A 19,309-nucleotide genomic window follows, 5' to 3' on the forward strand; every position below is an offset into this window, starting at 1 on the left:
AGAGCCTTTCACGCGGCCCAAGCGGCCGACCCGTGAGCTCGTAGTCTCACCCGGGTGACCGAGCAGACGCGTGTCCTGGTCGTCGACGACGAGCCGCAGATCCTGCGCGCGCTTCGGATCATCCTGCGCGACGCCGGCTTCGAGGTGCTGCAGGCCGGCAGCGTCGAGGAGGCGCTCGACGCCGCCGCGCTGCGCCCTCCGGCGGCCGCGATCGTCGACCTGGTGCTCCCCGACGGCGACGGGATCGAGGTCACGCGCTCGCTGCGGACATGGTCGAAGATGCCGATCATCGTCCTCTCGGCGGTCGGCGAGGAGGAGGAGAAGGTGCGCGCGCTGGAGGCGGGCGCCGACGACTACGTGACCAAGCCGTTCGGGCCGCGCGAGCTGGTCGCCCGCCTGCAGGCGGCGCTGCGGCGGGCCGACCCGGGCGCGTCGGAGCCGGTCATCGCCGCCGACGGGCTCGCGATCGACCTCGCCGCCCACACCGTGACCGTGGACGGCGAGGAGGTGCACCTCACGCCGATCGAGTACAACCTGCTGCGCGCGCTGGCGCTCAACCGCGGCCGGCTGCTGACCCACCGCTCGCTGCTGATCGACGTGTGGGGGCCCGAGTACGCCGACGACGTGCAGGTGCTGCGCGTCCATATCGCCAACCTGCGCCGCAAGATCGGGCCGAGCTACATCCGCACCGACCCGGGCGTCGGCTACCGGTTCGCCGCCTAGAGTCCGGCTCGAGCCGCCGGACTCTCGAGTCGGGCTCCTGGCTCCAAGGCGGCGCGGACCGCCGGCGCGACCTCGGTTCCCAGCAGCTCGATCGATCGCATCACGTCGGCGTGCGGGAGCGTGCCGACGCTCATCTGCAGCAGGAAGCGGTCGTGATCGAAGAGCTCGTGCTGGAAGAGGATCTTCTCGACGACCTCCTGCGGGCTGCCGACGAAGTTCGCGCCGCGGATCGTGCGCGCGGCCTCGAACTGCTCGTGCGTCATCGGCGGCCAGCCGCGCTCGCGGCCGATCCGGTCCATCATCGCCTTGAAGGCGGGGAACGCGACCTTGGAGGCCCGCTGCGAGCTGTCGCCGACGAAGCCGTGCGAGTTGATCGAGAGCGGGAGCCGCTCATGGCCGGCGCGGCGCGCTGCCTCTCGGTGGATCTCGGCGAACGGCGCGAAGCGCTCCGGCAGGCCCCCGATGATCGCGAGCGCCATCGGCAGCCCGAGCAGGCCCGCGCGGGCCGCCGACTGCGGGTTGCCGCCGACCGCGATCCACACCGGCAGCGGCTCCTGCACCGGCCGCGGGTAGACGCCGAGCGCCTCGGACGAGCGCACCTCCAGCAGCCGCTCGAGCTTCGTCGCGAACAGCTCGTCGTACTGGTCGAGGTCGTAGCCGAAGAGCGCGAAGGACTCGGTGAACGAGCCGCGGCCGGCCATGACCTCCGCGCGGCCGTTCGAGATCAAGTCGAGCGTCGCGAAGTCCTGGAAGACGCGGATCGGATCGTCGGAGCTGATCACCGACACCGCGCTCGTGAGGCGGATGCGCTCGGTCCGCGAGGCGGCGGCGGCGAGCACGACGGCGGGCGCGCTGACCACGAAGTCCGGGCGGTGGTGCTCGCCGACGCCGAAGACGTCGAGCCCCACCTGGTCGGCCAGCTCGATCTCCTCGAGCAGGTCGCGGACGCGCTCGCGCGGGCTGCCGGCGGTCAGCTCGCCGAAGGTGTAGATGCCGATCTCCATCAGACCGCCACCGGCGTCCGCAGCGGCCGCAGCGCACTTTCGACGCGCTCGAGCTCGTCGAGCATCGCGTCGGCGGCCTGCTCGAGCACCTCGTTGGGCCGGAACTGCTCGTCGTCGTCGATGAATTGCCGCACGAACGGGACGTTCACCGCCTCCACCACGGGCGTCATCTTCAGCGCCACCAGGACCGGCTTGAGCATCTGCATCGCCCGCGTCCCGGCCGCGATGCCGCCGTAGGAGACGAAGCCGACCGGCTTGTACTGCCACTCGTGGTGCAGGTAGTCGAGGGCGTTCTTGAGCGGCGCCGTGAAGCCGTGGTTGTACTCGGGCGTGACGAGCACGAATGCGTCGGCGGCGCCCACCTGCGCGCTCCAGGCCTTCGTGTGCTCGTTGGTGTACCGGCGCAGGCGCGGGTGGTTGGGCTCGTCCATCAGCGGAAGCCGGAGCTGCGCGAGGTCCACGACCTCGGTCTCGAAGCCGCCGTGCGCGCGGGCGCGCTCGGCGAACCACTCCCCGACGGGGAGCCCTACCCGACCTGGGCGCGTGCTGGCGATGACGATGATGAGCTTCGGCATTCGGTGTCCTCGATGTCTTCCGGAACCCAGGCGTGCGCCCAGGCTTTCAGGGCCTCCACCACCGGCGCCAGCGCGGCGCCCTTCGGTGTGAGGCGGTACTCGACGCGAACGGGTGAGCTGTCCACCACGCTGCGTTCCAGGACTCCTTCCGCCTGCAGCCAGCGCAGGCGCTGGCTGAGCATCGTGTCGCTGACGCCGGGAATCGCCGCCTTGATCTCCGCGTACCGGCGGCAGCCGTCCATGACGGCCCGCAGGATCGCCCCGCACCAGCGCGCGCCGATCAGCTCCACGGCGTAGTGGTAGCGCGGGCAGATGCTCGCTACGGAATCCATAGTTGCTCAGATTACCGCAGGGTCTTCACGGAATCTGTATACGGCGCTTGTGGATCTGTACGAGCGCTTGACGGCGGCAGGCGCAGCATGCCAACCATGGATCTCGTCGCCGTCGCACTGGCCGTCCTGGCCTTCCTCGCGCTCTACGGCCTGATCGAGCTGGTGGACCGCATATGAGCGCCTCCGACTTGATCGGCCTGATCGTCTCCTGCCTGCTGGTCGTCTACCTGCTCTACGCGCTCGTACGCGGGGAGCGGTTCTAGCGCCATGCAGGGCTGGCTGCAGATCATCGTCTTCTGCCTCGTCTTCACGGCGATCGTGCCGCTGCTCGGCGGCTACATGGCGCGCGTGTTCACCGGCGAGCGCGTGTTCCTCTCCCCCGTCGTCGGACCGCTCGAGCGGCTCACGTACCGCGTGCTGCGAGTCGACACCACGGTGTCGCAGGGCTGGAAGGCCTACGCGGGCTCCCTGCTGGTCTTCAGTGGTCTTTTCTGGTTGTTCCTCTACCTCGTCCTGCGAACACAGACGCTGCATCCCTGGAACCACCAGGACTTCCACTCGGGCACCTGGGATGTCACGTTCAACACCGTCTCGTCGTTCATCACGAACACGAACTGGCAGTACTACGGCGGCGAGACGACGATGTCGTTCTTCAGCCAGATGGCCGGACTGGCGGTGCAGAACTTCGTCTCGGCGGCCGTCGGCATCGTCGTGGCGATCGCGCTGATCCGCGGCATCGCCAACCGCCGCCAGGGCGCGGCGGGGCTCGGCAACTTCTGGCAGGACCTCACGCGCGCGCTGCTCTACGTGCTGCTGCCGATCTCGATCGTCGGCTCGATCGTCCTCGTGTCACAGGGCGTCGTGCAGGACCTCGGCGGCTGGGGCCCCGTCGCCTCGCAGGAGATCATCAAGGAGCTCGGCACCAACGGCGGCGGCTTCTTCAACGTCAACTCCGCGATGCCGTTCGAGAACGGCAGCGGGCTATCGAACTTCGTCGAGATGCTGGCGATCATCTGCATCCCGGCGTCGCTGACGTACACGTACGGCCGCATGGTCGGCAGCCGCCGCCAGGGCTGGACCATCTTCGGCGCGATGTTCGCGCTGTTCGCCGTCTCGACGATCGTCGTGTACCTCGGCGAGATGCACGGAACCGCCGCGCAGCACGCCGCCGGCGTCGCCGGCGCGAACCTCGAGGGCAAGGAGGTGCGGTTCGGCACCGCCGGCTCGGCGCTCTGGACCGCGGTCACGACGGTCACCTCGACCGGCGCCGTCAACGCCGCGTTCGAGTCGCTGACGTCGGTCGGCAGCATCGTCCCGTTCGCGAACCTCGCCTACGGCGAGAGCGTGTTCGGCGGCGTCGGCACCGGCCTGTACACGATGCTGCTCTATGTCCTGCTCGCCGTGTTCATCGGCGGCCTGATGGTCGGGCGCACGCCGGAGTACCTGGGCAAGAAGCTCGAGGCGCGCGAAGTCAAGCTCATCGTGCTCGGGTTGCTCGCCACGCCGCTGACGGTGTTGATAGCCGGCGCCTTGGCGACCGGAACCAAGTACGGCGCGCCGTCGGTCTACGCGAGCGGCCCGCAGGGCTTCTCCGAATCGCTGTACGCGTACCTCTCGCAGGCCAACAACAACGGCTCGGCGTTCGCCGGCTACACGGGCTACTTCCAGCCCACCGCCGGCAACCTCGGGGCGCACGGCATCACGTTCGCCGACCTGCTCGGCGGCCTCAGCATGATGTTCGCCCGCTTCACGCCGATGGTCTTCACGCTCGCCGTCGCCGGCGTGATGTTGAAGAAGCGGGTCGCACCCGCCGGCCTGGGGACGATGCGGACCGATACGCCGACGTTCGGCGGCCTGCTGGTCGGCACGGTCGTGCTGATCGGCGCCCTGACGTTCTTCCCCGCCATCCTGCTCGGCCCCGCGGTCCAGAGCCTGACCTCCCATCTGTTCTGATGAAGAAGAACCTGATCACCTCCGCCATCGCCGTGATCGCGTTCACGGTGCTGCTCGGTCTCGCCTATCCGCTCGCGATGACAGGAATCGCGCAGGTCGCGTTCCCGAACCGCGCCGACGGGTCGCCGATCACGGTCGACGGCAAGGTCGTCGGCTCGCGGCTGCTCGCGCAGGCCTACCAGCTGCCCGTGCTCGACGCCGACGGCAAGCCTAAGAAGGACGCCGACGGCAACGCGGTCACCGAGCCGGACCCGAAGTACTTCCAGCCGCGGCCGTCGCAGACGGACTACAACCCGAACGGGACGTTCTTCTCCAACCGCGGGCCCAACCAGGCCAGCGCGAAGTTCTTCTACCGCGACCAGCTCAAGGCGTACCTGGACCTCAACGGGCCGTATGACCGCGGGCTCACCAACGCGCAGGTGCCGCAGGACGCCGTGACGACGTCCGGCTCGGGCGTGGACCCGCACATCTCCAAGGACAACGCGGCCATCCAGGCCAAGCGCATCGCCGCCGTCCGCAAGCTCCCGCTCGCGACCGTCGCGAGGCTGATCAAGGCCAACACCGACGGGCGCTCGCTCGGGTTGCTCGGCGAGCCCGGCATCAACGTGACCGAACTCAACCTCGCCCTCGATCGAGAGGCCCGATGACAGCCATCGCAACTCCGCCGGCGCCGCCGCGGACCCCGCAGCGCGACTCGAAGTCGCTCTTCACCCCGGACATCCTCTGGCCCTCGGTGTGGGGCGCGGTGAAGAAGCTCGACCCGCGCGTGCAGGTCCGCAACCCGGTGATGTTCGTGGTCGAGATCGGCGCCGTGATCAGCACGATCGCGTGGATCCTCGGCGGCTCGGACCCTGGATGGTTCACGTTCACGATCGCGATCTGGCTGTGGCTGACCGTGATCTTCGCGAACCTCGCGGAGGCGCTGGCCGAGGGCCGCGGGCGCGCGCAGGCCGCCACGCTGCGGGCGATGCGCTCCGAGACCACCGCGCGGCTGCAGGACGGCGGCGCGCGCGCCGCCTCCGAGCTGCGGCGCGGCGACGTCGTGGAGGTCGAGGCGGGCGAGGTGATCCCGGGCGACGGCACCGTGATCGACGGCATCGCCTCGGTCGACGAGTCGGCCATCACCGGCGAGTCGGCGCCCGTCATCCGCGAGTCCGGCGGCGACCGCAGCGCGGTCACCGGCGGCACGCGCGTGCTCTCGGACCGCATCGTGGTCGAGATCACGCAGGAGCCCGGCAAGTCCTTCCTGGACCGCATGATCGCGCTCGTGGAGGGCGCCGCGCGGCGCAAGACGCCGAACGAGATCGCGCTGAACATCCTGCTCGCCGGCCTGACGTTGATCTTCGTGATCGTGATCGTCTCGCTGCGGCCGTTCGCGGAGTTCTCCAACACGACGATCTCGATCACGACGCTGATCGCGCTGCTCGTCGCGCTGATCCCGACGACGATCGGCGCGCTGCTGAGCGCGATCGGCATCGCCGGGATGGATCGTCTCGTGCGCCGCAACGTGCTCGCCCTGTCGGGCCGCGCGGTCGAGGCGTCCGGCGACGTCGACGTGCTGCTGCTCGACAAGACCGGCACGATCACGCTCGGCAACCGCCAGGCGGCCGAGTTCGTCCCGATGCCCGGCGTCGAGGAGCTCGAGCTCGCCGAGGCGGCGCAGCTCGCCTCGCTCGCCGACGAGACGCCCGAGGGGCGCTCGATCGTCGTGCTGGCCAAGGGCTACGGCATCCGGGAGCGCGAGATCGCGGCGCACGAGGCGGAGTTCGTCTCGTTCACGGCGCAGACGCGCATGAGCGGCATCGACTACGACGGCACGCGCCTGCGCAAGGGCGCCGGCGACGCGATCATCCGCTGGGTCGAGGACGAGGGCGGCCAGGCGCCGTCCGAGCTGACGCCTGTGCTCGATCGCATCGCCCGCGAGGGCGGCACACCGCTGGCCGTCGCCCGCGACGCCCAGGTACTCGGCGTCGTCTATCTCAAGGACACCGTCAAAGACGGCATGCGCCACCGCTTCGAGCAGCTGCGCGCGATGGGCATCCGGACGGTCATGGTCACGGGCGACAACCGGCTGACGGCGGCGAAGATCGCCGAGGAGGCGGGCGTCGACGACTTCCTCGCGGAGGCGACGCCTGAGCGCAAGCTCGAGCTGATCCGCGAAGAGCAGGCCAACGGCCGGCTCGTGGCGATGACCGGCGACGGCACCAACGACGCGCCCGCGCTCGCGCAAGCCGACGTCGGCGTGGCGATGAACACCGGCACCCAGGCCGCCCGCGAGGCGGGCAACATGGTCGACCTCGACTCCAACCCGACCAAGCTGATCGAGATCGTCGAGGTCGGCAAGCAGCTCCTGATCACGCGCGGGGCGCTGACGACGTTCTCGATCGCCAACGACGTCGCCAAGTACTTCGCGATCCTGCCCGCGATCTTCGTCGCGACATACGCGAGCGGCGGCTCCGCCGAAGGCCCGCTCTCCAAGCTCAACGTGATGAGCCTGGGAACGCCGCAGTCGGCGATCATCTCGGCGATCGTCTTCAACGCGATCGTGATCCCGCTGCTGGTCCCGATCGCGCTGCGCGGCGTCCGCTACCGCGCGGTCGGCGCCACCGCGCTGCTGCGGCGCAACCTGCTGATCTACGGCGTCGGCGGCCTGATCGCCCCGTTCATCGGGATCAAGCTGATCGACCTGATCGTCCACAACCTGCTGGGGGCGTAACGTGGTCGCGCACGCGTTCGAGCCGGTGCCCCGTCTGGGGCTGCTGCGCCTGCGTGTCGCGCTGATCGCGCCGCGGCTGGACTCCGCTCTGGCGGCCGGGATCGACCCGGTCGCCAGCTCGGAGCTCGCGCTTCGCGCCGGGCAGCTGGTCTCACCGCGGCGACGCGCGGGCTTCGCGCGCTCCCTCGTCCGAGCGGTGCAGAGCGCGCAGACGCCGCGCCTCCCTATGCGCGGTGCGTCCGTCCCGGTCAACCGGGCCGCCGTGCGGGAGGCGCGGCCCGCGCTGCTCGCGCTGGCCGACGACCTCGTGGAGGTCCTGCACCCGTGCCCCCGCGGCGTCGCGCTGGCGGTCGAGCTGCTGCGCGACGGCGCCGGCCCGCTCTACCGGCCGCACGCGCCCGCCGAGCTGCACACCGCCGCCGAGCGCGCACGCCACGCGCTCTGATGCCCCGTGGACGGCACAAGGTCTTTCTCGGAATGGCCGCCGGCGTCGGCAAGACCTACCGGATGCTCCAGGAGGGGCGCACCGACGGGCGCGACGTCGCGATCGGGCTGCTGGAGACCCACGGCCGCGCCGAGACCGAGGAGCAGGCGCGGGGCCTGGAGGTCATCCCGCGGCGGGTCGTGATGTACCGCGGCGCGGCGCTGCTGGAGATGGACCTGCCGGCGATCATCGCCCGGACGCCCGATCTGTGCCTGATCGACGAGCTCGCGCACACCAACGCGCCCGGGCTCGAGCACGTCAAGCGCTACGAGGACGTCGAGGACGTGCTCGCGGCCGGCATCGACGTCTACTCGACGTTGAACGTCCAGCATCTGGACTCGCTCAACGACCAGCTAGCCGAGAACAGCGGCGTGCGCGTGCGCGAGACGGTGCCCGACACGGCGCTGCAGCGGGCCGACGAGATCGTCGTGGTCGACGTCACGCCGGAGACGCTGCTCGACCGCCTGCGCGCCGGCAAGGTCTATCCGGCGCCGCGCATCGACGCCGCCCTGAACGGCTTCTTCCGGATCGAGAACCTCGTCGCGCTGCGCGAGACCGCGCTGCGGCAGGTCGCCGAGGAGACGGTCACGCCGCAGCGCGTGACGGTCGGAGAGCGGCTGCTGGCGCTCGTTCGTCCGCAGCCGAGCGCGCAGCGGCTCGTGCGCCGGGCGTGGCGCTCGGCGCAGCGGCTCGGCGCGGACCTCGACGTCCTCTGGGTGCAGCCGCCGGGACACGCCCCGAGCGACGAGCAGGCGCGCGCGCTCTCGGCGCTGAGGCAGCTCACGTCGGTGCTCGGCGCGCATCTGATCGTCGTCGAGTCCGACGACATCGTGGCCGCGGCCGCCGAGCAGATCCGCGAGCGCGGCACGACGTACGTGCTGGTCGGCGAGTCGGGCCCGCGGCGGTGGCTCGGGCGCCTGCGCGAGCCGCTCCCGCAACGGATCATGGCCGCGGCGCCGCGAGGCGTCGACGTCCGCATCGTGGCCTCGCGGCGCCTGCGCGAGACCGAGGGCAAGGAGGCACCCGCATGAGCGCCGATCTCCTGATCGCCGTCCTCGCGCTCGCCGTCGGCGCCGGCGGCGGCTGGGCGCTGGCGCGCCGGCGGCGGGCGCGCTCGCGCCACGGCGCGGGGCGCGTCCGCCGGATCATGCTCCCGTTCACGGGCGCGACGATCCCCCGCCGCGCGCTCGACGCCGCGCTGCGGCTCGCGCGCGCGGAGAACGCGGTGCTCGTGCCCGCGTTCCTCGCCACCGTCCCGCGCCACCTGCCGCTCGACGCGGCGATCCCCGCGCAGTGCAGCCTCGGCATGCCGGTGCTCGAGGCGATCGAGCAGGTCGCCGCGGGATCGGACGTGGAGGTCGATGCGCGCGTCGCCCGCGGGCGCACCTACCGGCACGCGCTCGAGCAGCTGCTCGCCGAGGAGCCGGTCGATCGGGTGATCGTCCCCACCTCCGGCAACCTACGCGGCGGCCTCACCGGCGACGACCTCGTCTGGCTCCTGCAGCGCGTGCCGGCCGAGATCCTGATCCTGCGGCCGAACGCCGCGGACGGCAAGCGCGTCACGGAGGCGGCCGTCCATGGGCACTTCTGACAACTGAACTTGCTGAAATGTCTGAGATCTGTGTAATCTCAGAGATCAGATGCCAAGCAGCGGCGAGCTCTCCTTCGTCGACCAGGTCGGTCGGCACTACCAGCGCCACTACGCCGTGCCGCCGATGGTCGGTCGCGTCATCGGCTGGCTCTCGATCTGCGACCCGCCGGAGCAGACGATCGCCGAGATCGCCGACGCCCTCCAGGCGAGCCGCAGCGCGGTCGGCACCGCGTTGTCCATGCTCGAGACATGGGGGTCGGTGCAGCGCATGCGCGTCCCGGGCGAGCGCGCGGACCACGTGAAGCTGAACCTGGTCGCGACGCAGAGCCTCGATTCGCCGGCGGAGTACGGCGCCCTCGCGGCGCTGGCGCGCCACGGGCTCGACGTCCTGCGCGACGCACCGGCCGCACGCCGCGCCCGGCTGCTCGAGCTGGCCGCGTTCTCGGAGTTCCTGCTCGAGCGTCTCCCCACCCTTGCCGACGAATGGCGCGCACGCCGGGACGAGCTGCGCACCTCAGGAGAACTGCCATGACACATGAACCCGCGATCCGCGCCGAGGGCGTACGCCACAGCTTCGGCGACGTCGTCGCGCTCGACGGCCTCGATCTGGCGGTCGAGGCCGGCACCGTCTTCGGCCTGCTGGGCCCGAACGGAGCCGGCAAGACGACGCTCGTCCGCGTGCTGTCGACGCTGTTGCGCCCGACCGCGGGCCGCGCCAGCGTGCTCGGGCACGACGTCGTCACCGAGCCGCTCGCCGTCCGCCGCCGGATCGGACTGGCCGGGCAGTTCGCCGCCGTCGACGCGGAGCTGACCGGCCGCGAGAACGTCGAGATGGTCGGGCGGCTCTACCGCCTCACCGCCGCGGAGGCGCGCGCCCGCGCCGCCGAGGTGCTCGAGCGCTTTGGCCTGACCGACGCCGCCGACCGCCGCGTGGCGACCTACTCGGGCGGCATGCGCCGCCGGCTGGACCTGGGCGCGAGCCTGATCGGCCGCCCGCCGGTGATCCTGCTCGACGAGCCGACGACCGGCCTGGACCCGCGCACGCGGCAGGAGCTGTGGAACACGGTCGACGAGCTGCGCCGCGAGGGCACGACGGTCCTGCTTACGACGCAGTACCTCGAGGAGGCCGACCGGCTCGCGCAGCGGATCGCCGTCGTCGACCACGGGCGCATCGCGGCCGAGGGCACCGCCGGCGAGCTCAAGGCGACCGTCGGGACCGAGATGCTGGTCGTGCGGGTCGACCCGCCGAACGCGGCGGACGCCGCGGCGGCCCTGGCCGGCCTGGCCACGCGCGACGAGCCGATCGTCGAGGCCGCCGCGGGCGAGATCCGGCTCGCGGTCGCCGACTCGAGCGCGTCGGTCGAGGCGATCCGCCGCTTGGACGCGATGCGGCTGCCGATCGCCTCGCTCGAGCTCGTCCAGCCGAGCCTCGACGACGTCTTCCTCACCCTGACCGGACACCCCGCGGAGACCAAGCCCGCCGAGCTCGAGGAGCAGCCCGTATGAGCGCCGCCACCCAGGTACCCGAGCGCTCGCACCTGACGCTCGCGGAGGCGTTCGCCGACAGCCGCGTGATGGCCGGCCGGCAGCTGCGCAAGACGATCCGCCGGCCGGTCTACGTCATCTTCGCGTTCGTGCAGCCCGTGATGTTCGTGCTGCTGTTCCGCTACGTCTTCGGCGGCGCGATCAACACCGGCGACGTCGATTACGTCGACTTCCTGATGCCGGGGATCATCGTCCAGACCGCGATCTTCGGCGCGCTGCTGACCGGCATCGGTCTCACCGAGGATCTCAAGGCGGGCGTCGTGGACCGGTTCCGCTCGCTCCCGATCGCCCGCTCGGCGGTGCTCGTCGGGCGCACGGCGGCGGACGTCGTGATGAACGTGATGACGCTGATCGTGATGGTGCTCGTCGGCGTCATCGTCGGCTTCCGCCCGAGCGAGCCGGTGTACGAGCTCCTGCTCGCGTTCGTCCTGGTGCTCGCGTTCGCCTACGTGTTCTCGTGGATCAGCGCGTTCGTCGGGCTGTCGGTGAAGGACCCCGAGACGGCCCAGTCGGCCGGGTTCATCTGGGTCTTCCCGCTCACGTTCGTCTCCTCCGCGTTCGTGCCCACCGACTCGATGCCCGGCGCGCTGCAGGCGTTCGCCGAGGTCAATCCCGTCACGCTCGCCGTCGACGCCGCCCGCGCTCTGACGATCGGCGTCGGAGACGTGAAGGGACCGCTGCTCGGCACGCTCGCCTGGCTCGTGGGGCTGCTGATCGTGTTCGTCCCGCTCGCCGTCCGCGCGTTCCGCCGGGCATAGGCGCCGCCGCCCGCATGTAGATTCCGTCGACTTCGCCGTGGGACGATGTCGCCATGGCCGACCAGGTGCTCGAGCGAGAGGCGGCGCTCGAGGCCCTTGGCGCGGCGGTCGCGGACGCCGGCGCCGGCCGCGGCTCGGTCGTGCTCGTGAGCGGCGAGGCGGGGATCGGCAAGACGAGCCTGATGCGCGCGTTCGCCGCCGGCATCCCGGACGGAGTGCGGCTGCTCGCCGCGGCGTGCGACGACCTCGCGACCCCACGCGCGCTCGGGCCGCTGCGCGACGCGGCGGCCGGCGGCGACGGGCCGCTCGCCCGGGCGCTGAGCGGCGACCGGCCGGGCGACGACGTGTTCGCCGCCGCGCTCGACGAGCTCGCCTGCGGCGCGACCGTGCTGCTGATCGAGGACGCGCACTGGGCCGACGACGCCACCGTCGACGTGCTCGGCTACCTGGCGCGCCGCATCGAGGCGCTCGGCGCCGTGCTCGTCGTGACCTTCCGCGACGACGAGCTCGGCCCGGGCCACGCGCTGCTGCGGATGCTCGGCGCGCTCGCCGGCGCTCCGGTCGAGCGCGTGCGCCTGCAGCCGCTCTCGCTCGCGGCGGTGCGGCGGCTCGCCGCCGGCCTGGGGGCCGACCCCGTGGCGGTGCACCGGAGCACCGGCGGCAACCCGTTCTTCGTCACCGAGGTGCTCGCCTCGCCTGACGCCGGCGTGCCGGCGAGCGTCGTGGACGCGGTCCTGGCCCGCGCCGGCCGGCTCGGGCCTGCGTGCCGCGACGCGCTGGAGCGGATCTCGGTCGTGCCTTCGCACGTGAGCACGGATCTGGCGGAGCGGTTGCTCGGCGACGGCGTCGCGGCGCTCGCCGAGGCGGAGGCGGCGGGCGTGCTCGAGGCAGGCCCGCGCGGCGTCGCGTTCCGCCATGAGCTCGCACGGCGCGCGGTCGAGCTGAGCCTGCCGGCCCTGCGCCGCGCGGCGCTGCACGGCGACGTGGTCGCCGCGCTGCTCGAGCGGCGCCCGCTCGACCGCGACCACGTCATGCACCACGCCGTCGCGGCCGCCGACGCGGGCACGATCGTCGCCGTGGGGCCTGCGGCGGCGCGCGATGCGGCGAGGGCCGGGTCGCACCGGCAGGCGCTCGCGCACCTCGAGGCGGTGCGGCCGCACCTCGACCGCCTGCCGGAGGCCGAGCGCGCGGACGTGCTCGACGACCTCGGATGGGAGCGCTACAACGCGCACCGCTTCCACGCCGCGGTCGAGGCCGGGCGCGACGCGGTCGAGCTCTACCGGCGGCTCGGCGACCAGGTCGCGGCGGCGTGCGGGCTCGTCCGGCTCTCGCGCCACCTGTTCATGGCCGGCGAGACCGGCGAGGCGCAGGAGAGCGTCTCGGTCGCGGTGGCCATGCTCGAGCGCGACGGGCCGAAGGCCGACCTCGCGCACGCGATGATCTACCGCGGCGCGATCATGGCGCTCACCGACGCGCCGGAGCAGGCGAGGGAGGTGCTCGCGCACGCGCGCCGGCTCGCGCACGCCGCGGGGCGCGAGGACCTCGCGGCGCTGACCTCCAACTACGAGGGGATGGCGCGGGCCGAGCTGGGCGATCCGGGCGCGGTGGCGCTCGTGCGCGGGAGCATCGAGGCGGCGATCGCGGCGCGCCAGTACGAGTACGCGGCGCGCGGCTACACCAACGTCGCCGAGCTGCTGCTGCGCGAGGAGCGGCTCGGCGAGCTCGAGGCGTTCGTCGACGAGGGACTGGCGTTCACGCAGGAGCGCGGGTTCTGGTCGCACGCGTACAACCTGTGGGTGCACCGCTGCGTGGCGCTGCTGCGGCGCGGCGACTGGGAGCGTGCGATCGAGGGGCTGCGAGGCACGCTCACCGGCGAGGACGATCCGGGCATGCTCCATGCGTACAGCGCGCCGTGGCTCGGGCGCCTGCTCGCGCGGCGCGGCGAGGAGTCGGCCGGCCCGCTGCTGGCGCAGGCATGGGAGCGCGCGCGGCGGCAGGGGCTGCAGCTCGGGCTCGCCTACACCGGCATCGCGTACGCGGAATGGGCGTGGCTGAGCTCGCGCCCTGACGCGGCGCGCGAGGTCGCGGCGGTGCTGCTGCCGCGGTTGCAGCGCGCCGGCGCGGACCGCTTCCGCGCCGAGCTGCTGCGCCAGCTCGCGCGCGCCGGCGTGGCGGCGGGACCGTTCGAGCGCGTGCCGGAGCCGTTCGCGTCCGGGCTGCGGGGCGACTGGCGGGCGGCGGCGGACGGCTGGGGCGCCGATCCCTACGAGCGGGCGCTGGAGCTGCTCGAGTCGGGCGAGGAGGCGCCGACGCTCGAGGCGCTGGGTCTGCTCGACCGGCTCGGCGCCGCGCCGGCCGCAGCGCTCGCCCGCGAGCGGCTGCGGGCGCTCGGCGCTCGCGTGCCGCGCGGGCCGCGGGCCGGCACGCGCGCGAACCCGCTCGGGCTCACGCCGCGCCAGCTCGCCGTGCTCGAGCTGGTGCGCGAGGGGCGCACCAACACGGAGATCGCGGAGCGGCTGGTCGTCTCGGTCCGCACCGTCGACCACCACGTCGCGGCGGTGCTGAGCAAGCTGGGCGTGCACTCTCGCCACGACGCCGGCGCGGCCGCCGAGGCCGCCGGCATAGGTAGCGCCGCCGGCAAAGATAGGTAGACCCCTGCCGATGCGCGCGACGGCAGGCGCCGGGAGAGTCGGCGGATGCCGTTCGCTCCCCCAGGATACCGAGCGCTCGATCCCCAGAGCGCCGCCCGTCACCTCCCCCAGCTGCACCGCTTCGCCCGCTCCCTGTGCGGTTGCAGCCAGCTCGCCGAGGACCTCACGCAGGAGACCTACGTGCGTGTGCTCGCGCGACCGCGCCGCGTGCGCGGCGAGAGCGACTACCCCTACCTCGCGCGCACCCTGCGCAACGTCTTCCTCGACCACTGGCGCAGCGAGCAGCGCCGGCCGGCGCCGGAGGGCCTCGACCACGACGTGCCGAGCGCGCACGGCGACCCCGAGCTCGCCGCCTACGCCGGCGAGCTCTACGACGCGGTCGCGGACCTGCCCGACGACTTCCGCCGCGTGATCGTCGCGGTCGACGTCGCGGGCCTGTCGTACCTGGAGGCCTCCGGCACGCTGCGGATCCCGATCGGGACGGTCATGAGCCGGCTCCACCGCGGCCGGGCCCGGCTGGCGGGCTCGCTGGCTCCGACTCCGGGCTAGCCGGTTCGATCGGCAGCTCGACCACGAAGGACGTCGCCTGATTGGGCAGTGACTCGACCCACACCCGGCCGCCGTTGGCCTCGACGAAGCCCCGCACGATGGCGAGGCCGAGTCCCGAGCCGCGGTGGCCGGTGCGGTCGGTGCCCGAGCGGTAGAACGGCTCGAAGATCCGGTCCCGCTGCGCCTGCGGGATGCCCGGGCCGCGGTCGACGACGCGGATGAGGATGCGGCCGCCGACGTCGCGCGCGCGGACCGACACCGGATGGCCGCCGGAGTGACGATGCGCGTTGTCGAGCAGGTTCGCGAACGCCCGCTCGAGCTGGGCGGCGTCGGCGCGGACCGGCGGCAGGCGGCCGTCGACGGCGAGCCGGAACGTGCCCTCGGGCAGGGCGAGATCGTCGATCGCGGCGCCGATCACCTCCTCAAGCGACGACCACTCCGGCCGCGGCTCGGCGGCGTCGGCCTCGAGGCGCGAGAGGTCGAGCAGGTTGTCGATCAGGCGCGAGAGGCGCGTCGCCTCCTCGATCACGGCCTGCGCGAGCTCGCGCCGCTCGTCCTCGGTGATGCTCGGGGAGCGCAGCGCCTCGGCCGCGGTGAGGACGGCGGTCAGCGGCGAGCGGAGGTCGTGCGAGACGGCCCGCAGCAACGCGGTCTTGATGACGTCCGAGCGCCGCAGCGCCGCGGTCTCGACGACCTCGGCCTGGAGCGCGTCGCGCTCGAGCGCGGCGGCGAGCAGCGCCTCCAGCGCGGGCGCGACGCGCAGCTGCACGCGCTTGAGTACGGCCTCCTCCTCGCCGGCCGAGAGCACGAGCGTGCCGATCTGGCGGCTGCCCTCCCGCAGCGGGAACACGACGGTGCGTCCCCCGGCGTCGACCGGGTTGAGCTCGATCGCCGCGCTGGAGAGGCCCAGCGCCGCCGCGAGCCGCTGCCCGACCGGCGGCAGCGCCTCCTCGAGGCGCCCGCCGCGTAGCAGCAGCCGCGCCATCTCCGCGGACAGGTCGGCCTCTTGGCGGCGCTGGTTGGCCTCGGCGGCGAGTGAGCGGGCGACCTGCGCGAGCCAGCTCGAGCTGACGGCGGCGAAGAAGAAGACCGCCAGGCCGACCCAGTCCTCCCCGGTCGCGATCGTGAGGCGCCCCGTCGGCGGAATGTGGAAGAAGTTGAACGCCAGCGCACTGGCGAGCGCCGTCGCGATGCCCAGCCACGCGCCCCACACGATCGCCACGAGCAGCACCGCGAGCAGATAGACGACGCCGAGCGAGAGCACAGGCGCCACGTCGTCGAGCGCGAACACCAGCAGCGTCGTGAGCGCGACGGCGACTGCGGCGACCGCGATCCCCGCGGCCAGCGGGGGCTTGCGCCCGGGGAGCATCATCAAAACGCTAGCTTGGCGAGGGTAACCTCGGGACATGTTCGCGCACGTCGCGTTCTCGTTCGCGCCGCTGCAGCTCTCGCCCACCATGGTGCTGGGGATCATGTACGGCGTCCGGGCGCGCACGCTGCGCGAGCGCGGGGCACCCGTGCCGGCGTGGCGGCAGTGGTGCTGGTACTCGGGCCTGGCCTTGATCGCCGCGACGCTGGTGTCACCGCTGGCGCACATCAGCGACGAGCTGTTCCTCGCGCACATGACCGAGCACCTGCTGATCGCGGACCTCGGGGCGCTGCTGCTCGTGGTCGGCCTGACGGGACCGCTGCTGCAGCCGATCCTGCACGTGCGCGAGCTGGCGTGGCTGAGGTGGCTCGCGCATCCCGTCGTCGCGCTGATCCTGTGGGCGGTCGACTTCTACGTGTGGCACCTGCCGGCGCTCTACCAGGGCGCGGTGCAGAACGATGCCGTGCACGCGCTCGAGCACCTGTTGTTCGTGGGCTGCGGGATGGCGATGTGGATGGCGCTGCTCGGACCGCTGCCGAAGCCGGCGTGGTTCGGGAACCTCGCGCGGCTGATCTACATCATCATCGTCCGCTTCACGGAGACGGTGCTGGCCAACGCGCTGCTGTGGTCGGGGACGGTGTTCTATCCGCGCTACGGGCCGACCGAGCGCGACTGGGGCATCTCCCCCATCAACGACCAGAGCGCCGCGGGCGCGATCATGATGATCGAGGGCTCGATCGTCACGATCTGCCTGTTCTGCTGGCTGTTCCTGCGCGCGGCGCGGGAGAGCGAGGAGCGCCAGGAGCTCGTCGAGCTGGCCGCCGCGCGCGGCGTCGAGCTCGACGAGCGGCGCGCGGCGCGCGCGGTGTCGGCCGGGCGCGGCGAGGCGCTCCGGCAGCGGATCAAGCAGTCAGCGCCGCCGCCAGCGCCTCCGGCGCAGTGAACATCGGCCAGTGGCCGGCGTCGAGCTCGGCGACGTCGTCCCACGCGGGCGCGGGACTCGGGCAGCGCGTGCAGTTCAGGTAGCGGCGGGGGACCTTCGGCGCGCCGATCGCGATCGCCTGCTCGAAGGTGCCGATCGGGTGGCCGGCGTCGTGCGCGCGGATCCAGGCGCGCTGCGCGGGCGTGAGGTCGTGGCGGCCGTAGTAGGCGTCGAGCTGCTCGTCGGTCATGAACGGGATCCGCCGACCTCCGTTCGCCGCCGCCTCCATCGCGGCGCGGTACTCGGGCCCGCCGGCGTCGAACAGCGAGACGCCGTCCTGCGGGACCAGGGCGTCGAGGTAGATCACGCGCGAGAGGCGCTCGGGCGCGCGGTCGGCGACGCCGCCGACGACGGCTCCCGCGTACGAGTGGCCGACGAGGACGACGTCGGTCAGGTCGTGGGCGGCGAGCGTCGCGATGACGTCGGTGATGTGGGTGTCCAGGTTCGTCTCGGGCGTCGCGAGGTGCGCGCGCTCGCCGAGCCCGGTGAGCGTGAGGGCGTGCACGTCGTGGCCGCCGGCGCGCAGGAGGGCGGCGACCCGGGACCAGGCGGCGCCGCCGAGGCAGGCGCCGGGGACGAGGGCGAAAGTGGTCATGCGGTTCAAGGTATGCGAGAATGCGGGCGGTTTCGGTCCGCATTCATGTCTCGTCCCGCCACACGCGTCTTCGCCCTGCTCGAGCTGTTGCAGGACCGCGCCGAGGTCTCCGGGGCGGAGCTGGCGGAGCGCCTGGAGGTCGACCCGCGGACGGTCCGCCGCTACGCGACCAAGCTGCAGGAGCTCGGCATCCCGGTCGAGGCGAGGCGCGGCCGCCACGGCGGCTATCGGCTGCGGCCCGGCTACAAGCTCCCGCCCTTGATGCTCACGGACGACGAGGCGACCGCGGTGGTGCTCGGCCTCGTGGCGGCCGAGCGCTTCGGGCTCCCGACCGCCGACGCGGCGCTTGCGAAGATCCGCCGCGTCCTGCCGGTCGCGCTGCGCGACCGCGTCGCCGCGCTCCAGCAGACGCTCGGGTTCACCCGCGCGGAGACGCCGGCGGCGTCACCGGCCACGCCCACGCTGCTCACCCTCGCCGCGGCGGCGCGGAAGCGGCGGCGCGCGCGGATGACGTACACGACGCACGAGGGCTTGGTGAGCGAGCGCGATGTCGACCCGTACGGGATCGTGTTCCACAACGGGCGCTGGTACCTGGCCGCCCTGGCGGGCGAGGACATCCGCACGTTCCGCGTCGACCGGGTCGCGGCCGTGGCGGTGCTCGAGGACCCGGCCGCGCCGGCACCGCCAGGGTTCGACGCGGCCGCGCACGTCGCGCGGTCACTCGCGCGCGTGCCGTGGCGATGGGAGGTCGAGGTCCTGCTCTCGACGACCCTGGACGAGGCGCGCGCCCGGGTGCCGGCGACGATGGCGGAGCTGTCCGGCGAGGACGGCGCGGTCGTGATGGTGTGCCGCGCCGAGCAGCTGGACGGGATGGCGCAGATGCTCGCGGGGCTCGGGTGGCCGTTCGTGATCCGGCGACCGGACGAGCTGCGCGACGCCGTCTCGGCCCTGGCGCGGCAGCTTGATGCGGCGAGCCGGGCGTAGCGGGTCGCGAGCGAGCATCGCCGGGCACGACGCGCCGCGCATACGCCGAAGCTTCGGCGCACACCCCTTCGCCCGGCGCTCGGGCCCCGCGGCCGCCGAGGGCGACCGCGCGGGATCTCGCGGGCCGGCGAACTGCGCGGGGTGAGGGATGCGGGACGATTTGGCCCGCCGGCCGCGATCGACCACTCGCTCGTCGAGCCCGAGGGGCCCGCGCGACCACTCGGCCGCGCGCACCGCGTTCGGCAGCGCAGGCCTCGCGGGCCCGGCAGGACCGGCGAACTGCGCGGGCGAGGGATGCGGGACGAGTTGGCCCGGCGGCGCGGCGGCCACGATCGACCACTCGCTCGACGAGCCCGAGGGCCCGCGCGACCACTCGGCCGCGCGCACCGCGTTCGGCAGCGCAGGCCTCGCGGGCCCGGCAGGACCGGCGAACTGCGCGGGTAAGGGATGCGGGTCTACGTCGCTGGCCGGGAACGCCGCCCACGAACGACCAGTCGG

General features: G+C 72.9%; 20 protein-coding genes. 15 read left to right on the top strand and 5 right to left on the bottom strand.

Annotation, left to right across the window (positions count from 1 at the left end; all coding sequences use genetic code 11):
- Positions 1–54 precede the first annotated feature (54 nt).
- A complete protein-coding gene (locus H958_RS0117685) occupies positions 55–723 on the top strand; it encodes a response regulator transcription factor (protein ID WP_028059640.1) in 669 nt (222 codons plus the stop codon).
- Here H958_RS0117685 and H958_RS0117690 read toward each other — a convergent pair.
- The 3 genes from H958_RS0117690 to H958_RS0117700 are packed head-to-tail and all read right to left on the bottom strand — an operon-like array spanning position 720 to position 2,634.
- Positions 720–1,727 carry an LLM class flavin-dependent oxidoreductase gene (locus tag H958_RS0117690; RefSeq protein ID WP_028059641.1) on the bottom strand — a complete coding sequence of 336 codons (1,008 nt, stop codon included), beginning with the start codon at positions 1,725–1,727 and terminating at the stop codon, positions 720–722. The genes H958_RS0117685 and H958_RS0117690 overlap by 4 nt on opposite strands.
- Entirely contained in the window at positions 1,727–2,302 is a 576-nt protein-coding gene (locus H958_RS0117695) for an NADPH-dependent FMN reductase (RefSeq protein ID WP_028059642.1), read from the bottom strand. The genes H958_RS0117690 and H958_RS0117695 overlap by 1 nt, the downstream gene beginning before the upstream one ends.
- The gene (locus H958_RS0117700; protein ID WP_028059643.1) at positions 2,254–2,634 is read right to left on the bottom strand and encodes a winged helix-turn-helix transcriptional regulator; all 381 of its coding nucleotides are present in this window, start codon (positions 2,632–2,634) and stop codon (positions 2,254–2,256) included. The genes H958_RS0117695 and H958_RS0117700 overlap by 49 nt, the downstream gene beginning before the upstream one ends.
- Before the next feature lie 173 nt (positions 2,635–2,807).
- Between H958_RS0117700 and kdpF the strand changes: the two genes are divergently transcribed.
- The 12 genes from kdpF to H958_RS38270 are packed head-to-tail and all read left to right on the top strand — an operon-like array spanning position 2,808 to position 14,881.
- The gene (gene kdpF / locus H958_RS45195; protein ID WP_081686004.1) at positions 2,808–2,897 is read left to right on the top strand and encodes a K(+)-transporting ATPase subunit F; all 90 of its coding nucleotides are present in this window, start codon (positions 2,808–2,810) and stop codon (positions 2,895–2,897) included.
- A gap of 4 nt (positions 2,898–2,901) precedes the next feature.
- Positions 2,902–4,587: a potassium-transporting ATPase subunit KdpA gene (gene kdpA, locus H958_RS0117715; RefSeq protein ID WP_028059644.1), complete on the top strand. Its 1,686-nt coding sequence runs from the start codon at positions 2,902–2,904 to the stop codon at positions 4,585–4,587.
- Positions 4,587–5,234, top strand: a complete 648-nt coding sequence (locus H958_RS0117720) for a potassium-transporting ATPase subunit C (protein WP_028059645.1) — start codon at positions 4,587–4,589, stop codon at positions 5,232–5,234. The genes kdpA and H958_RS0117720 overlap by 1 nt, the downstream gene beginning before the upstream one ends.
- Complete coding sequence (kdpB, locus tag H958_RS0117725) at positions 5,231–7,303, top strand: potassium-transporting ATPase subunit KdpB (protein WP_028059646.1); 2,073 nt, start codon at positions 5,231–5,233, stop codon at positions 7,301–7,303. Before H958_RS0117720 ends, kdpB begins: the two co-directional genes overlap by 4 nt.
- 1 nt (position 7,304) lies before the next feature.
- The gene (locus tag H958_RS0117730; RefSeq protein ID WP_028059647.1) at positions 7,305–7,748 is read left to right on the top strand and encodes a hypothetical protein; all 444 of its coding nucleotides are present in this window, start codon (positions 7,305–7,307) and stop codon (positions 7,746–7,748) included.
- Positions 7,748–8,818: a histidine kinase gene (locus H958_RS38260; protein WP_037410534.1), complete on the top strand. Its 1,071-nt coding sequence runs from the start codon at positions 7,748–7,750 to the stop codon at positions 8,816–8,818. Before H958_RS0117730 ends, H958_RS38260 begins: the two co-directional genes overlap by 1 nt.
- Positions 8,815–9,378 (top strand): hypothetical protein, encoded by a 564-nt coding sequence (locus tag H958_RS0117740; protein WP_028059648.1) that lies wholly within the window; start codon positions 8,815–8,817, stop codon positions 9,376–9,378. The genes H958_RS38260 and H958_RS0117740 overlap by 4 nt, the downstream gene beginning before the upstream one ends.
- Positions 9,379–9,427: 49 nt before the next feature.
- Positions 9,428–9,910, top strand: coding sequence for a GbsR/MarR family transcriptional regulator (locus H958_RS0117745; RefSeq protein ID WP_028059649.1), 483 nt, complete (start codon positions 9,428–9,430; stop codon positions 9,908–9,910).
- Positions 9,907–10,884: a daunorubicin resistance protein DrrA family ABC transporter ATP-binding protein gene (locus H958_RS0117750; protein ID WP_028059650.1), complete on the top strand. Its 978-nt coding sequence runs from the start codon at positions 9,907–9,909 to the stop codon at positions 10,882–10,884. Before H958_RS0117745 ends, H958_RS0117750 begins: the two co-directional genes overlap by 4 nt.
- Positions 10,881–11,681 carry an ABC transporter permease gene (locus tag H958_RS0117755; RefSeq protein ID WP_028059651.1) on the top strand — a complete coding sequence of 267 codons (801 nt, stop codon included), beginning with the start codon at positions 10,881–10,883 and terminating at the stop codon, positions 11,679–11,681. The genes H958_RS0117750 and H958_RS0117755 overlap by 4 nt, the downstream gene beginning before the upstream one ends.
- A gap of 53 nt (positions 11,682–11,734) precedes the next feature.
- Positions 11,735–14,332, top strand: coding sequence for an ATP-binding protein (locus tag H958_RS38265; protein ID WP_037410536.1), 2,598 nt, complete (start codon positions 11,735–11,737; stop codon positions 14,330–14,332).
- Between the two features lie 45 nt (positions 14,333–14,377).
- Positions 14,378–14,881: an RNA polymerase sigma factor gene (locus H958_RS38270; RefSeq protein WP_051324450.1), complete on the top strand. Its 504-nt coding sequence runs from the start codon at positions 14,378–14,380 to the stop codon at positions 14,879–14,881.
- Here H958_RS38270 and H958_RS0117770 read toward each other — a convergent pair.
- Positions 14,817–16,250 (bottom strand): sensor histidine kinase, encoded by a 1,434-nt coding sequence (locus tag H958_RS0117770; protein ID WP_196807414.1) that lies wholly within the window; start codon positions 16,248–16,250, stop codon positions 14,817–14,819. The genes H958_RS38270 and H958_RS0117770 overlap by 65 nt on opposite strands.
- A 37-nt stretch (positions 16,251–16,287) precedes the next feature.
- On the opposite strand from H958_RS0117770, the gene H958_RS0117775 reads away from it, so the two are divergent.
- Positions 16,288–17,193 (top strand): cytochrome c oxidase assembly protein, encoded by a 906-nt coding sequence (locus H958_RS0117775; RefSeq protein WP_028059653.1) that lies wholly within the window; start codon positions 16,288–16,290, stop codon positions 17,191–17,193.
- Here the strand turns inward: H958_RS0117775 and H958_RS0117780 are convergent.
- Complete coding sequence (locus tag H958_RS0117780; RefSeq protein ID WP_028059654.1) at positions 17,153–17,827, bottom strand: alpha/beta fold hydrolase; 675 nt, start codon at positions 17,825–17,827, stop codon at positions 17,153–17,155. The two genes, H958_RS0117775 and H958_RS0117780, sit on opposite strands and share 41 nt — an antisense overlap.
- Before the next feature lie 45 nt (positions 17,828–17,872).
- Here H958_RS0117780 and H958_RS0117785 point away from each other — a divergent pair, with 45 nt between their 5' ends.
- Positions 17,873–18,811: a helix-turn-helix transcriptional regulator gene (locus H958_RS0117785; protein ID WP_028059655.1), complete on the top strand. Its 939-nt coding sequence runs from the start codon at positions 17,873–17,875 to the stop codon at positions 18,809–18,811.
- Positions 18,812–19,309 lie beyond the last annotated feature (498 nt).

Origin of the sequence: Candidatus Solirubrobacter pratensis (assembly GCF_000425945.1) — a bacterium.
GTDB classification, from domain to species: domain Bacteria; phylum Actinomycetota; class Thermoleophilia; order Solirubrobacterales; family Solirubrobacteraceae; genus Solirubrobacter; species Solirubrobacter pratensis.